General features: G+C 47.5%; 12 protein-coding genes. 11 read left to right on the forward strand and 1 reads right to left on the reverse strand.

Annotation, left to right across the window (positions count from 1 at the left end; all coding sequences use genetic code 11):
- The first annotated feature begins 254 nt into the window (after positions 1 to 254).
- The 10 genes from ACYVD3_RS24560 to ACYVD3_RS24605 all read left to right on the forward strand — a co-directional run bounded on the left by ACYVD3_RS24560 (position 255) and on the right by ACYVD3_RS24605 (position 12,717).
- Positions 255 to 1,226, forward strand: a complete 972-nt coding sequence (locus tag ACYVD3_RS24560) for a DUF1861 family protein (protein ID WP_460645131.1) — start codon at positions 255 to 257, stop codon at positions 1,224 to 1,226.
- Complete coding sequence (locus ACYVD3_RS24565) at positions 1,223 to 2,623, forward strand: ABC transporter substrate-binding protein (RefSeq protein WP_460645132.1); 1,401 nt, start codon at positions 1,223 to 1,225, stop codon at positions 2,621 to 2,623. The genes ACYVD3_RS24560 and ACYVD3_RS24565 overlap by 4 nt, the downstream gene beginning before the upstream one ends.
- Before the next feature lie 61 nt (positions 2,624 to 2,684).
- On the forward strand, positions 2,685 to 3,584 hold the full coding sequence (locus ACYVD3_RS24570) for a carbohydrate ABC transporter permease (protein ID WP_460645133.1): 900 nt from the start codon (positions 2,685 to 2,687) through the stop codon (positions 3,582 to 3,584).
- Between the two features lie 35 nt (positions 3,585 to 3,619).
- Positions 3,620 to 4,450 carry a carbohydrate ABC transporter permease gene (locus ACYVD3_RS24575; RefSeq protein ID WP_460645134.1) on the forward strand — a complete coding sequence of 277 codons (831 nt, stop codon included), beginning with the start codon at positions 3,620 to 3,622 and terminating at the stop codon, positions 4,448 to 4,450.
- A 69-nt stretch (positions 4,451 to 4,519) separates the two neighbouring features.
- The gene (locus ACYVD3_RS24580) at positions 4,520 to 5,599 is read left to right on the forward strand and encodes a glycoside hydrolase family 130 protein (protein WP_460645135.1); all 1,080 of its coding nucleotides are present in this window, start codon (positions 4,520 to 4,522) and stop codon (positions 5,597 to 5,599) included.
- Between the two features lie 22 nt (positions 5,600 to 5,621).
- A complete protein-coding gene (locus tag ACYVD3_RS24585) occupies positions 5,622 to 6,659 on the forward strand; it encodes a LacI family DNA-binding transcriptional regulator (RefSeq protein ID WP_460645136.1) in 1,038 nt (345 codons plus the stop codon).
- Positions 6,660 to 8,246, forward strand: coding sequence for an alpha-amylase family glycosyl hydrolase (locus ACYVD3_RS24590; protein ID WP_460645137.1), 1,587 nt, complete (start codon positions 6,660 to 6,662; stop codon positions 8,244 to 8,246). It begins immediately after the preceding gene.
- Positions 8,247 to 8,294: 48 nt separating this feature from the next.
- Positions 8,295 to 10,733 carry a beta-mannosidase gene (locus tag ACYVD3_RS24595; protein ID WP_460645138.1) on the forward strand — a complete coding sequence of 813 codons (2,439 nt, stop codon included), beginning with the start codon at positions 8,295 to 8,297 and terminating at the stop codon, positions 10,731 to 10,733.
- Positions 10,733 to 12,466, forward strand: coding sequence for a phospho-sugar mutase (locus ACYVD3_RS24600; RefSeq protein ID WP_460645139.1), 1,734 nt, complete (start codon positions 10,733 to 10,735; stop codon positions 12,464 to 12,466). Before ACYVD3_RS24595 ends, ACYVD3_RS24600 begins: the two co-directional genes overlap by 1 nt.
- Positions 12,463 to 12,717, forward strand: a complete 255-nt coding sequence (locus ACYVD3_RS24605; RefSeq protein WP_460645140.1) for a hypothetical protein — start codon at positions 12,463 to 12,465, stop codon at positions 12,715 to 12,717. The genes ACYVD3_RS24600 and ACYVD3_RS24605 overlap by 4 nt, the downstream gene beginning before the upstream one ends.
- Before the next feature lie 325 nt (positions 12,718 to 13,042).
- Here ACYVD3_RS24605 and ACYVD3_RS24610 read toward each other — a convergent pair whose 3' ends face one another.
- Complete coding sequence (locus tag ACYVD3_RS24610) at positions 13,043 to 13,762, reverse strand: MarR family winged helix-turn-helix transcriptional regulator (RefSeq protein WP_460645141.1); 720 nt, start codon at positions 13,760 to 13,762, stop codon at positions 13,043 to 13,045.
- A 502-nt stretch (positions 13,763 to 14,264) separates the two neighbouring features.
- Between ACYVD3_RS24610 and secG the strand changes: the two genes are divergently transcribed.
- Complete coding sequence (secG, locus tag ACYVD3_RS24615) at positions 14,265 to 14,498, forward strand: preprotein translocase subunit SecG (protein ID WP_013272878.1); 234 nt, start codon at positions 14,265 to 14,267, stop codon at positions 14,496 to 14,498.
- Positions 14,499 to 14,536 lie beyond the last annotated feature (38 nt).

Consider the following 14,536-nt stretch of genomic DNA (forward strand, 5'->3'; position numbering starts at 1 on the left):
TCGTTTTTTTTGTACATAAATCAAGCACTGAAGGAATTGGCTTTTCCCCCAAAACCCATAGAAGGTATGACGGGGCAGGAACAGAAAGTATTTGGAGCAGCTCTGGAAATCGAATCTCTTCATTCCCTGATATAGATTGTATAATTCAAGTAACTATTAATTGAATTAAAGTAAAAGTAAGAATAGTATAAAACCACAGACAAAATAAATAAGCAAAAAGTGTAAAAAACCAAAGGGAAAGGGGGGAGAAAAACATGCATATATCACAATTTAAGACAAAAACAATACGGACTTGCAGGGAATTGCAGCTTGAATTAGACGAAAAGAAGATTCAAGTAAATTCAAGTAAAATAAAGTTTGTGCTCAGGCAGAAGAAAAAAGACATCTATAATATCACTTCTCCATTTTTGTCAGATGGAAAAACATGGATTGCAGGGAGAGTGGAATCAAGAGACAATGAATACTCCAGAATCGGTTTTTTTGAAGAAGGGGACGGTGAGTGGGTAGAAGCCGAACCGGAACCGATCCATCTTCAGGACCCGTTTGTAACAAGAATCAGGGGTGAATTGATTCTTGGCGGTGTAGAAGTCTTTGATGATGAAGAAAATCCGGGACGTCTGAATTACAGAACCGTATTTTATAGGGGAGATGGGATTTGGAATTTGACCCGGTTTGCCAGCGGCCCCGACCGGATGAAGGATATCCGGCTCTGTGAAATGGAGGATGGAAGAATCCTGACGTTTACAAGACCCCAGGGAGAAAAGGGCGGCCGCGGAAAGATCGGCTGGTGTTTTCTTGATGGTTTAGAGGAATTGACCGCAGAGAAACTGGATCAGGCCGTTTTGATGGAAGAACAGTTCATGCCTGAGGAATGGGGAGGGGCAAACCAGCTTCACCGTATAAGGGGAAGAAAAATCGGGGTGCTTTCTCATATTGCGCGGTTTGATGAGGAAGGAAACCGGCATTACTATTCTACAGCCTTTTGCTTTGATCCGGAAACCGGGGAGTACGGCCCCATGAAAATGATTGCAGAGCGGAAATATTTCCAACCGGGACCGAGTAAGCGGCCGGACCTGGAGGACGTCATTTTTTCTGGGGGATTGTTAAGACTTGGAAATGGAAAGGCGGAGTTGTACTGCGGAGTCGGCGACGCTGAAGGTCAGAAAGCAATAATAGATGATCCATTTGACGAATATGAAAATGAAGAGAAGGAGAAGAGGGTATGAAGATGAAGAGAGCAATGGCAATTGTGACAGCAGCGGTAATGGCGGCAACGGTCCTGGCTGGATGCGGAAAATCAGGGGGAAACAGTGCGGCAGCAAATGGAAGCAGCTCAGAAGGAGTGATTGCGGTGGAATTTTGGACGGCTCCACAGCAGGTTCAGTATAATTTCTGGGAATCCAAGGCGCAGGCGTTTAATGAAGCAGGGATTACAATAGACGGGAAAAAAGTGGGGGTCAGGGTCCAGCAGATGCCGGAATCCCCATCTTCCGAAGCGGGGATTCAGAACGCCATTGCAACAGGAACCGTACCGGCCGTTTCTGAGAATATCAACCGGGGATTTGCAGCAACCCTTGCAGCCTCTGGTGCAGTCTATGATTTGTCCGGGGAGGAGTGGTTTAAGGAAGTGATCGGGGCCAGGAAGATGGAAGAAACGATCACAAACTGGGCAATTGGCGGAAAGCAGTATGTCCTGCCGGTCTATGTCAATCCGATGATATGGCAGTGGAACATGAAGGCGCTCAAGGCTCTGGGATTTGAGGAAGCTCCCAAGACTGTGGACGAATTAACTGTGGTTATTAAAGAGTTTGCTGCACAGCGCGGCAATACCATGAAAGAGATGGGAGTGACCCATTCCTTCTACCGTCCATCCTTAACCCGTCCGGACCAGTGGTGGGACAGATGGTATGATTTCCAGATGCCTTATGAGGCGTTAACAGGCGGTAAGCCATGGGTAGAGGGCAATAAGCTGGTGCTTGATAAAGAGGGAGCCATAGAAGCGTTTGAGCTGATCGGTCTGTTCGGCAATTCCATTCAGTCCGGTGAGATTTCCAGTATCTGGACAGAAGCCAATCCCTCCGTTCTGGTGACCATCAATGCGCCATGGGAGATTTCTCTTTATCGCGAAAATAACAAGGTTTACGGAGAAGATTACATCTATGGACAGGCAATCGTGAAGAACGAAGGAGATGTTCCCTATAACTTCGCTGATTCCAAGGGTCTGGTTTTCTACAATAATAAGAGCATCAGTGAAGAAGAGCATAAGGGCGCGGTGGAGTTCGTGAAATGGGTTTACAATAAAGAGAATTCAGCCCAGACCGATTTAGACTGGCTGAACGCTACCACCATGCTCCCGGTCCGGGGCGATTTAAATGACAATGAAGCATTTGCGGATGTCATGAAAGAGTATCCGGAGCTTGCCGCTTTAGCGGAGGCAGTGCCGTATTCAATCCCCAGCATTGCCACGGAAAAGGTAACTGAAATTCAGACTGCGTTGACGGAAAACGGGACGGCGCCATATATGAACGAAGTGATGAATGCGGAACCGGGGAATGCGCCGGATGCGACCCCTTATGTGGAAGCGGCCATGGAAGCCATGAAGCAGGCCGGAGGTTTGGAATAACGCGGCTTTTCGGAGGCAGGATCTGTTTCCTGTCTCCTCATAAAAAAGGAGAATGGTTTTTATGAAGAGAAAAAGCATTACGGGCAGTAGGAAGAGCGGAGTCATGGGGTGGCTGCTCAATGCCCCTTATCTGATTTATTCCCTCATCTTTTTCCTGATTCCGTTATTGTGGGCATTCTGGCTTTCTACGATGGACTGGAATCTGATGGCCGAGAAAAAAACCTTTGTGGGAATAAAAAATTTTACCAATCTTTTTTCAGATGCCCGGGTCAGAGCGGCATTTATCAATTCCTACCGTTATCTCCTGCCCATTGTGCTTCTGTGTTTTCTGGGCGGCCTGATCATAGCGCTTCTGGTATCCAACCTTCCGGAAAAGGTCAAGGGCCTGGTGGCGGTGCTGTTTTTTATCCCCTATCTGACGTCGGGAGTTGCTACCAGCGTGGTGGTAAAGTATTTCTTTAATTACAATTCCGCGTTTAACGCTTTTTTGAGGGAGCACTTTGATCTCACTATAAACTGGCTGACAGACCAGAGGTATGCGTTTGCCGTTATGGTCGGAATCGTGATCTGGAAAATGTCGGGCTATTACGCCTTATTCATTCTTTCGGGAATCGAGAATATCGGAGACGACGTGACGGAAGCGGCAATGCTGGATGGCTCTACAGGGCTTCACAAGCTGCTCTATATTACGCTTCCTATGATTATGCCTACATTGACCACGGTTATCGTGCTGGCTACCGGCCTGGCATTCGGAGTTTTCACTGAGCCTTACCTGCTGACAGGAGGGGGGCCAGGCATGAGCACCACCACGTGGCAGTTGGAAATCTACAATACATCCTTTACCAGATTCCAGTCCGGCTATGGTGCGGCCATGGCAATTGCCAGTGCGGTGCAGATTTTTATAACTCTGAGGATTATCAATGGGGTTACAGACCGGCTGAACAGAAGATTTGGATGGTAAGTCTATATTAGTGCACATAACAAGGAGGAGATAAGATGGGAAGAAAAAAGAAATTCGGCGTAAAGACCTGCATCATAACGGCGGTCACCCTGGCGCTTCTGGCAATATCTTTGTTCCCTTACTATTATATGGTGATCCAGTCCTTTACTGCCTGGGACAAGGTGGATAAGGTGATGGTTCCCCGTGGGTTTTCGTTCAGGAGCTATGAATATCTGATTGGAAAAGGAGGGGCCACGAATTCCATGATGTGGGGCAGAGCCTTGGTCAATTCATTTCTGGTGGCATTCCCCACTGCTATTATTTCGGTCATTATTGGTCTGTGCAACGGATATTCCGTGTGTAAGCTGAAATTTAAGGGAGACCGGTTCATTATGGACTCTCTTCTGTTCCAGATGTTTTTCCCGACCATCATCCTCCTGGTTCCCAGATATATGATTGCTAAATCCATGGCGAATACATATGGTGGCATGATCATTCCAATGTGCATTTCCATCTGGGCTATTTTCATGTATATCAACTACTTTAAGACGTTGCCGGATGAAGTATTTGAAGCTGCGAAGATTGATGGCGCCGGAGAATTGCGGATCATCTTTTTCGTCGCATTTCCGGTGACGAAATCGGTAACGACCATTGTATTTTTATCCATCTTCATGCAGAGGTGGTCGGAACTGATGTGGGATATGCTGATTGCGCCCAATATTCAGATGCAGACGTTAAACGTGCTGATTTCCACACAGTTCAGACCTATGGGAGCATTTCCGGGACCTATGTATGCGGCATCCGTGATTCTGACTTTGCCGATCATCATTCTGTTCCTGTGCTTCTCCAGGTATTTCAAAGAAGGTATCAGCTTTATGCTTAAATAAGATAATCTAAGGAAATCAGACACGAAAGTGCCCTGACAGGATTTGATCAAGAAAAATAGGAGAAATAACATGTTGGAAGTAAAAAGATGTGCCGAAAATCCCCTTCTGTCCCCGGAAATAGTAAAGCCCAGCCGGGAAGATTTTAAGGTAGAAGGGGTGTTCAACTGCGGTGTTGCAAGATATGAGGATGAGGTGATTCTGCTGTGCAGAGTGGCGGAATCCGTCCGTGGAGCCAGTGAGGGCGAGGTTCTGGTTCCTGTTGTAAAGAAGGTCAGGGGAAAGGATGAGATCACCGTGGTTCGTATGAACAAGGCGGAATACCCGGACTTGGATTTTACGGATTCCAGGACCATCAATAAGATGACAACGCAGGGAAAGAGAACTGTGTACTTAACGTCGCTGTCCCATCTGCGGGTGGCGAGATCAAAGGATGGCGTTCATTTCACCATCGAGGATACCCCATTTGTATTTCCCAGTTCAGAGGAAGAAAGCTGGGGCATGGAAGATCCAAGAATTACGCAGATCGGAGACACCTATTACATCAATTATACTTCCGTAACGGAAAACGGTGCTTCCACTTCCCTGATCAGTACAAAAGATTTTAAACAGTATGAACGCCATGGGATAATTTTTGCACCTGAGAATAAGGATGTGACGATCTTTCCTGAAAAAATAAGCGGGATGTACATAGCATTCAACCGCCCGGTTCCTGGTGGGATCGGCAACCCGGAAATGTGGCTTGCAGAATCGCCGGATATGATCCATTGGGGCCGCCAGAAGCATTTCTGCGGAATTTCCCATGAGGACGGTTGGGATAATGGCCGGATTGGCGGAGGTGCGGTCCCCTTTAAGACAGAAAAGGGCTGGGTGAAGATCTACCACGCCGCCGACAGAAATAACCGTTACTGCCTGGGTGCATTCCTTCTGGATGAAAAAGACCCTTCCAGGGTCCTGGCGAAGACGGCGAAGCCCATTCTGGAGCCCGAGGCTGTTTATGAGACAGATGGATTCTTTGGAAACGTGGTCTTTACCTGTGGCTGCTTGGTGGAGAATGGAATCGTATCCATTTACTATGGAGCCGCGGATGATAAGATATGCCGGGCAGATTTTTTCGTCAACGATCTGTTGGCCGAGATGAAAACGCTTTAAAGGATGAAAGGTGAAATGTGATATGAAGAAGCGGGTTACCATGAAGGATATAGCGAAAAGACTGGATCTTTCCATCAATGCCGTTTCCCTCGCATTAAATGACCGGGCCGGTGTCAGTGATGAGACGAGGAGGCTTGTTTTAAACGCCGCTGAGGAGACCGGGTATTTAGACCAGAGCGCAAAATATACGGCATCCTATTCTAATAAAAATATTTGTATCCTTCTGGAAGACCGTTTCTTTAAAGATATGCAGTTCTACGGAAGAATTCTTCTTGGACTGGAGGAGGCGGCAAAGAAAGCAGGGTACGACTTATTTATTAATTCCTTTGAAAAAAACCATGAAATACCCGCCTGTGTGGAGCAGCACAAGGTTTCCGGGCTGATTGTGGTAGGAAAGATCGACGAAGAGTACTTAAAGAGGCTGAAGGGCTATGCCATACCGGTTCTTTTACTGGACCACGAGTCCGTGGAAACGCCTACTGACTGTGTGATGACCAACAATGTGGCCGGTGCCTATAAGCTGACGAAATACCTGCTGGATAAGGGGTTTAAGAAGATCGGTTTTTTCGGTGATTTAAAATATACGCCCAGTATCAGGGAACGTTTCTGGGGCTATCAGGAGGCGATGCAGCAGTACCTGGATTACCCTTCTTTTGAGGAGGGGATTTCCTACATCAGAAGGTATTCTGTCTTAAGTAAGGTAGAGGATGCGGTCATCAATCAGGACGCAGCCAGTCTGGCGGCGTTCTATCAGACACTTGAGGAACAGCCGGACGCCCTGATCTGTTCCAACGACAAAATGGCCATTCTCCTGTGCAAGGCCCTGTCCCAATGGGGACTGAAGGTTCCGGATGATATCAGCATCGTGGGCTTTGACGACATTGAGCTGAGCAATATGGTTGCCCCGCGGATTACCACCATGAGGGTGGATAAAGTGCTGATGGGGAAGAAGGCCATGGAATGTCTGTTAAAATCCATGGAAAAGCCAAAGGAAAAGGTGGAAAAGCTGGTGTTGGATGTCCAGCTTATTGAAAGAGATTCTGTGGGGGAGTTAAAATAGATGATTCAGTGGTGGAGACATACCGTTTTTTATGAGATTTATATGATGTCCTTCTGTGATGGCAACAGGGATGGAGTGGGTGATATTCCGGGAATCATCTCAAAGCTGCCATATTTAAAAAAACTGGGAGTGGGCGGAATATGGCTCACTCCTTTTTATCCCTCTCCCAAAGTGGATAACGGATATGACGTCTCGGATTATTGCAATGTGGACCCGGATTACGGGACAATAGAGGATTTCAAACGGCTGGTGGCGGAGGCGCATAAGCTGGGGATCAAGGTCATAGCCGATATGGTGCTGAACCATACGTCCACCAGGCACCCGTGGTTTTCAGAGGCATCTTTGTCCAGGGACAGTCTGAAAAGAGACTGGTATATCTGGAAGGACCCTTTAGAGGGAAGGGAGCCTAACAACTGGGAATCCTTTTTCGGAGGGAGCGCATGGGAGTATGACCGGAATTCCGGGCAGTATTATTATCATTCTTTTGCCAGGGAACAGGCGGATTTAAACTGGAGAAATCCCCAGGTAAAGGAAGCTGTATACCGGATTCTTGACTTTTGGCTGGAAACAGGGATCGATGGGTTTCGGTTTGACGTCATCAATAATCTGTCGGTGTCCGAAACCATGGAGAACAATCCTGCCGCGGGAAATGGTGGGCAGCTCCATGTAAACGACGTGAATCAGCCAGGCATATATGAGGTGCTTGCTCAAATCTGCAGGCAGGTCCGGGAGAAAAAGCCGGACGTGTTTCTGGTTGGAGAAATCAGCAGTGACCAACTGGAGCGGATCCATTCCTATACTCTATTGGATGGACTGGATACAACCTTTAATTTTAACTTGGGGAGCAGGGAACAGTTCCGGTTTGGAGAGATTTTGGAGGAAATGAGGCGGATGCAGGCTCTGTACGGTCCGTCTGAGAGTCCCACGGTGTTTTTCGGCAGCCATGATATGAGGCGTTTTCCCGATCGTTTTTCCTTTTCAGAAGGTAAGGTGAAATGTCTTCTGACCCTGATGATGACCTGTAAAGGAATTCCCTTCCTGTATTTTGGAGATGAGCTGGGATTGAAAAGCCAGATTCTGTCATCCATAGAAGAGGCAAAGGATGTTCAGGGAATTTTGGCGTATGAAATAGCTATAAAGAGAGGGAAGAGCGAAACCGAAGCAATAAAGGTTCTGAACGAAAAGTCCAGGGACGTCTCGCGAAATCCCATGGACTGGGAAGAAGCCGCAAGGCAGATGAAAGCGCCTTCTTCTATTTGGAACTATGTCAGAAGCCTGATTAATATAAGGAAGAGAAAAGAAGAACTGGTATCTGGAGAAATGTGCCTGCGGGAATTGGCACCGGAAGTGATGGAAATAGAAAGAACCCTGGGGAAACAGAGGATCACGGCCGTCATCAATTTTTCGGACAAGGAAGTCGGCATACCTGTGGAGTGCGGTTTTCGGCTGATTCTGGCTTCCGAGAAAAATATGAAATGGGGGCCGGAAAATCGTGTACTGCTTCCTGGGGGAAGTTGCGTGATTCTGGAAGATAAGACAGGGGAAGTTTCCTCACTGGATATTGGAAACTTTGAGGCAGTTCTGTAAGCGGATAACATTTTGTGCTTTGAGAGAATGTGAAAGGAATGGATATTAATGATAATACAGAAGTTAGAGAACGGCTGGAAGCTTAGAAATTGTTCTTCCGGAGAGTGTTTTGATACGAAAGTTCCTGGAACCGTTTACGAAACCTGGCTGGAATATGGAGCGATGGAAGATCCTTACTGGAGGGACCGGGAGGATCAGGCCCTTGCCATGATGGAAGCAGATTATGAATACAGCCTTACCGTAACTCTGGAAAAAGAGGCTGCAGAGTGGGACATGGTCTGGCTTCGGTTCGAAGGGATCGATACGCTGGCAGATATCTGGCTGAATGGGCATTACCTGGGACGGGCGGATAACATGCACCGGACCTGGCAATACCCGGTAAAGCCCCTGGTTAAGGCGGAAAATAAAATCCGGGTTCTGCTCCATTCGCCCCTGCCCTTTATCCGAAAGGCATATGAAGAAGATCCATATGATGGAGCGCCAGAATCCATGAAGGGTTTTCCGTTTCTGAGGAAGGCTCATTGTTCTTTTGGCTGGGACTGGGGGCCAAGGCTCCCCGATGGGGGCCTGTTCCGCAATGCTGCGTTTATGGGTGGAAAAAAGGCGGCGATCCGTGATGTGCACATCAGACAGTCACAGGTGGAGGAGGCTGTGGTGCTTTCCGTATATCCGGAGGTTGAAACATTTTGCGGTGAAGAAATGTACTCCTGTGAAGTGAGAATTATAGACCCTGAAGGAACGCTTACGGTGTATCCGGATTCTCCGAAAACGGTGACAATTCCCCAACCCAAGCTTTGGTGGCCCAACGGATATGGGGAACAGCCTCTCTATCTGGTGGAGCTGGTTTTAAAGGCGGGGGATGTGATCCTGGATACGTGGAGCAGAAGAATCGGCCTCAGAACCATGAGGGTGAACACGGATAAAGATGAATACGGAAGCCGGTTTGCCCATGAGGTCAACGGAGTGGAAATCTTTGCCATGGGGGCCGATTATATTCCGGAAGACTGTATCAGGGGGAGAATCAGCCGGGAACGGACGAAAAAACTATTGGAACACTGCCGTGAATGCAATTTTAACATCATCCGGGTATGGGGAGGAGGATATTACCCAGATGACTTTTTTTACGACCTTTGTGACGAGCTGGGGCTTATGGTCTGGCAGGATTTTATGTTTGCCTGTGCTGTTTATCCTCTGACGCCGGAATTTGAGGAGAACGTAAAGGCCGAAATCCGTGACAATGTAAAACGGATCCGCCATCACGCCTGCCTGGGGCTGTGGTGCGGAAATAATGAGATGGAGATGTTTATCTCCGGTAACCAGTGGATCAGGAAGCCTCTTCAGAAGACGGAATACTTAATTATGAATGAGAGGATTATACCGGAACTTTTGAAAATATATGATCCGGATACATTTTACTGGCCTTCCAGTCCGTCGTCCGGCGGTGATTTTGACACGCCTAATGATCCGGACCGGGGGGACGTGCATTACTGGGAGGTATGGCACGGAGGGGTGCCTTTCACGGAATACCGGAAATTTTATTTCCGCTATCTTTCGGAGTTCGGCTTTCAGTCCTTTCCTTCCCTTAAGACAATAGAAAGCTTTACGGAGCCGGAGGACAGAAACATATTCTCCTATGTGATGGAAAAGCATCAGAGAAACAATGGGGCCAATGGAAAAATCCTTCAGTATATGAGCCAAATGTACCGGTATCCGGAGTCGCTTTCCCACCTTGTCTATGTATCCCAGCTTCTTCAGGCAGAGGCTGTCCGGTATGGAGTGGAGCACTTTAGGAGGAACCGCGGCAGATGTATGGGATGTGTCTACTGGCAGTTAAATGACTGCTGGCCGGCTGCCTCCTGGTCTTCCATCGATTACGACGGAAGGTGGAAGGCACTTCACTATTTCGCCAGACGGTTTTTTGCTCCGATCCTGCTTTCCTGTGAGGAAGAGGGGGCTTTAACCTGGTCAATGGATGTAAATGAAGAAAACCGGACCATCCGAAACACTGCCCGTTTCTGCGTAACCAACGAAACCAGAAACCCCTTTCAAGGAACTGTCCGCTGGAGCCTGAGGAATTCCCGGTCCGATGTGCTTAAACAGGGAAAGTTTGAGGCTGACACAGCCCCCTTATCGGCGGAAAAATTCCCATGTCTGGACTTTTCAGAAACAGATGGGAGGGAATGCTACCTATCTTATGATCTGTATCTGGATGAGACACTGGTTTCCCACAGTTCCAGCCTGTTCGTGCCGCCCAAACATTTTGAGTTTTGGAACCCGGAGTTGAACGTGTGGGCGGAAGGAGACGAAATCTTTGTAAAAGCCGGGGCCTTTGCCAGGGGAGTCGAGATTGGTAACAGCGCCGGTGATCTGCTTCTTTCCGATAACTATTTTGATATGGATTCTGGCATAAAAAAGGTACGGATCGTTGACGGCGGACTGGAGGGGCTGTATGTCAGGAGCATCTATGAGATAGGGAGAATAATGTGATGAGTGATTACAGGAAGGAATACCGGAAATGGTGCCGGGACGCATATTTTGACGGGGAGACGAGAAAGGAGCTTCTGGGACTCGGCGATGAGGAAGAGATCAGAGACCGGTTTTACCGGGAACTGGAGTTTGGAACTGGCGGTTTAAGGGGCGTGATGGCAGCAGGATTAAACCGGATGAACTGCTATACCGTGAGAAAGGTTACCCAGGGGCTGGCCAATTACATGAAGCAGCAGGAAGGTGAGAAAAAGGCGGTAATTGCTTATGATTCCCGCCATAATTCCGGAGAGTTTGCCATGGAAGCAGCCCTATGCCTCTGCGCCAATGGAGTCCGTGTGTTTCTTTTTGATGGCCTGCGTCCGACGCCGGAATTGTCTTTTGCTGTCAGAGACCTTGGCTGCATGGCAGGAATTGTGGTAACGGCCAGCCATAACCCGCCGGAATATAACGGCTATAAGGTTTATTGGGCGGATGGAGCCCAGATCACATGGCCGAGAGATATGGAGATTCTTAAAGAGGTGAAGGCGGTAACCGATTTCTCCTGTGTTAAGACCATGCATAGGGAAAAAGCCCAATGGGTGGGACTGCTCCGATTCCTCGGCGAGGAGATGGACGCCCGCTACATAAACGCCTTAAAAGGACTTGTTCAGGAGCCTGAAGCTTTAAGAGAAAGCCTGCCGGATTTAAAAATTGTATACACGCCCCTTCATGGAACGGGAAACGTGCCGGTCAGGAGAATTTTAAAAGAGCTTGGATTTGAAAATGTATATGTTGTGGAGAAACAGGAACAGCCGGACGGTGATTTTCCTACGGTCCAATCTCCTAATCCAGAGGATGAGAAGGCGTTTGCCATGGCGCTTGCGCTGGCAAGGGAGGTGGATGCCGACCTGGTGTTGGCCACTGATCCGGATGCTGACCGTCTGGGGGTGTACGCAAAGGATGGAAAAACCGGGGAATACGTGGCCTTTACCGGCAATATGTCTGGAATGATTATCTGTGAATACCTTTTAAGCCGCAGAAAGGAAAAACACACGCTGCCAGAAAACGGCGCCGTGGTGATGACCATTGTTTCCGGAAAAATGGCGAAAGCCGTCTGCCGTGAATACGGGGTGACACTCATAGAGACTCTGACTGGTTTCAAATACATTGGAGAACAGATCAGGCTTTTTGAAGAACAGGGAACCTATGAGTATCTTTTTGGTTTTGAAGAAAGCTATGGCTGCCTCGTCGGTACGAATGCAAGGGATAAAGACGCGGTAGGTGCTGTTATGACTCTCTGCGAGGCAGCCGTGTATTATAGAAATCAGGGGTTAACCTTATGGGACCAGATGGAGAACCTTTACAGGAAATACGGCTGTTACAGGGAAAGCCTCCATACCATTGTGAAGACGGGAACAGAGGGGGTAGCGGAAATTAACGGCATGATGGAGGAGATGAGGCGCCATCCGCCAGAGTCCGTGGGAGGATTTCAAACCGTGGAATTATGTGATTACAGGGAGGGCAGGAAAATCAGGCTGCAAGATGGAACAAAAGAGCGGACAGGACTTCCCAGGTCCGATGTTCTGTATTACTTGTTGGAAGAGGACAACTGGATCTGCATCAGGCCCTCGGGGACAGAACCAAAGGTCAAGATTTACATAGGGACGCGTGGAAAGACACTGGAGGAAGCAGAAGATCGGCTTTCCCTTATCTGGAATGAAGTAAAACGCAGGCTCGGGGCAGAAGATGCATGAATAAATTTAAGGAACAATTCAAGCACTGTTTGCACTTGTGTAACATCGTTGGTATTGGGGGGATAAGGGCCGAAGGGCCGAATCTGTCATATTCTGTTTTGGAAAAGCTAAGAACCTTTATAAAAATCTCATCCCTTAATTCTCTGCCAATTTTAAAGGCGATATTTCCGGCAATGTACATATTGAGCAGTGCAGCGGCCAGGCTGCATACGGTAAAGATCAGCATAAGGCCGCTCTGGCGCCAGATATAACCCATGTCTCCGGCTATAATGCCCTTATGAACAATGCCTGGATGAGATAAGGGAGATACAGGGTGCATCCCGTTTGTACAAGCAGGAATGCAATGGCCAGTACGGTCTTCACCGGAGGCAGTCGCTTTAAAATTCTAAGTATGGGCAGCCCCTCCTTTCTGACCCAGGATAGTGCGAATGAGATGGTTTATGCCGTAAATAAAAAGTATAATAAAAGACATAATGACTCCTTTCTGCCTGAAAAAAGGCGTAAAAAAACAAAGGCGCTGCCAATGAGCTTTTGGGAAAGACAGCGCCTTTGCTGTTGTTTGTGGCGTGATGTTATTTATTCTTCATCATCATGAGGAGCTTTGGGCGGCGCAGGCACAGGCCGGCTGCCACCTCGCCCGCCAAAGAAATTGGGACCGTGTCCCTTGAGCCTTGGATCATCGTGGCCCGGTTCAAAATGCCTGGGGCCGTGGGAATCTTCTGCCCGTCCATGCTGCCAACCGCAAAAGTCTTCTCTGCGGTCAAAAGGATGTCTGCCGCCGCGCATGAACATCATTTCAAACCTTTCATTTCCCATCCGCTCACGGGCAGAGCGCATCCATGCGAACCTCTCATCATCTTCATCATCCCCAAGCTGGGCTTCAAGTGATGCAATGACGCGGTCCAGATACTCACCGAAAACAGTTTGTTCCTCCTGGCTGAGACAGTTAAAAATATCTCCAAAATCCGGGTGGGGCTGTTGCTCATTCTTCCCTTTTTCAGTGAGCTGCACCAGCATGACCCGTCTGTCTGCTTCTGAAGGAATGCGGGTGATGTAGCCGCCTTTTTCCAGTTTGTTAAGAAGCTCATTAAGGGATTGTATCCGAATGCCCAGCAGATAAGACAAGTCTTTTGTACTGATTTCAGATTGCATTTTGAGCATTGCCAAAACCCTGCCTTGCCCGCGGGTCGGGTCGGCCATGGGGCCATGCTCCGAATGTTTCTGTAAATGATGGCGCTGCAAGAGCCATTGCAGGGTTGAGAGTTTTTCGTAAAGTTCCGTATATTGGTTTTTCATTATAAAAGCCTCCTTAAATTTTAATTTCATCAGGTACCTTAAATACATTGTACTGGTACCTGATGAAAAAGTCAAGAAGTTTTTTTGAAGGTACCTGTTTGTTTTTTGAAAAACCCTTTGCAAGAACATTTTTGCTTTAAAACTTTATATATAATAAGAAGGAGGAATCAAACTTTCTAAAATTCTCGGAGAGACTGGAGACTGGAGCATGGGAACAGAAAAAAATTACCTGGAACGTAATAACTCCAAGGATAAAAAGTTATAATATAGAAATAGTGGCTGCGAAAGAAATCATTTTAAGAAAATTCCTGGGGGGATGAAACCTTCTTATCCTTAAGATGGAGAGGGAAATTGAAATGGACATCCTTATATGAAACAACCCTCAGGGCAGGACCTGATGCTGTGGCACAGAAACAAACGAACAGAAAAATATAAAAATATATTGTATTTTCAGAAAAATTATGGTATGATAACCTGTGTTTGACTATAGGAGGTGGGAAGCGTGATCAGGATTATTTTATCAATCATATTTGTTATCATATGTGTTGCTTTATCAGCAATAATCCTTTTACAGGAAGGAAAGAGTCAGGGCCTGGGTTCTATCGGCGGAATGGCAGATACCTACTGGGGTAAAAATAAAGGCCGTTCCATGGAAGGAAAACTGGAGAAATTCACAAAATACGGAGCAGTCCTGTTTTTCATTCTGGCACTGGTACTGAATCTGAATATACTGTAAAGATTAAACACTCTTGTATGGTAACAAGGGTGTTTTTT

It is taken from the genome of Lacrimispora brassicae, assembly GCF_054772055.1.

Bases quoted from the DNA above. Each gene is read 5' to 3' on its own strand.
- ACYVD3_RS24575 (WP_460645134.1), top strand. From the start codon at position 3,620: ATGGGAAGAAAAAAGAAATTCGGCGTAAAGACCTGCATCATAACGGCG.
- ACYVD3_RS24560 (WP_460645131.1), top strand. From the start codon at position 255: ATGCATATATCACAATTTAAGACAAAAACAATACGGACTTGCAGGGAA.
- ACYVD3_RS24570 (WP_460645133.1), top strand. From the start codon at position 2,685: ATGAAGAGAAAAAGCATTACGGGCAGTAGGAAGAGCGGAGTCATGGGG.
- ACYVD3_RS24565 (WP_460645132.1), top strand. From the start codon at position 1,223: ATGAAGATGAAGAGAGCAATGGCAATTGTGACAGCAGCGGTAATGGCG.
- ACYVD3_RS24595 (WP_460645138.1), top strand. From the start codon at position 8,295: ATGATAATACAGAAGTTAGAGAACGGCTGGAAGCTTAGAAATTGTTCT.
- ACYVD3_RS24610 (WP_460645141.1), bottom strand. From the start codon at position 13,762: ATGAAAAACCAATATACGGAACTTTACGAAAAACTCTCAACCCTGCAA.
- ACYVD3_RS24600 (WP_460645139.1), top strand. From the start codon at position 10,733: ATGAGTGATTACAGGAAGGAATACCGGAAATGGTGCCGGGACGCATAT.
- ACYVD3_RS24590 (WP_460645137.1), top strand. From the start codon at position 6,660: ATGATTCAGTGGTGGAGACATACCGTTTTTTATGAGATTTATATGATG.
- ACYVD3_RS24585 (WP_460645136.1), top strand. From the start codon at position 5,622: ATGAAGAAGCGGGTTACCATGAAGGATATAGCGAAAAGACTGGATCTT.
- ACYVD3_RS24580 (WP_460645135.1), top strand. From the start codon at position 4,520: ATGTTGGAAGTAAAAAGATGTGCCGAAAATCCCCTTCTGTCCCCGGAA.
- ACYVD3_RS24605 (WP_460645140.1), top strand. From the start codon at position 12,463: ATGAATAAATTTAAGGAACAATTCAAGCACTGTTTGCACTTGTGTAAC.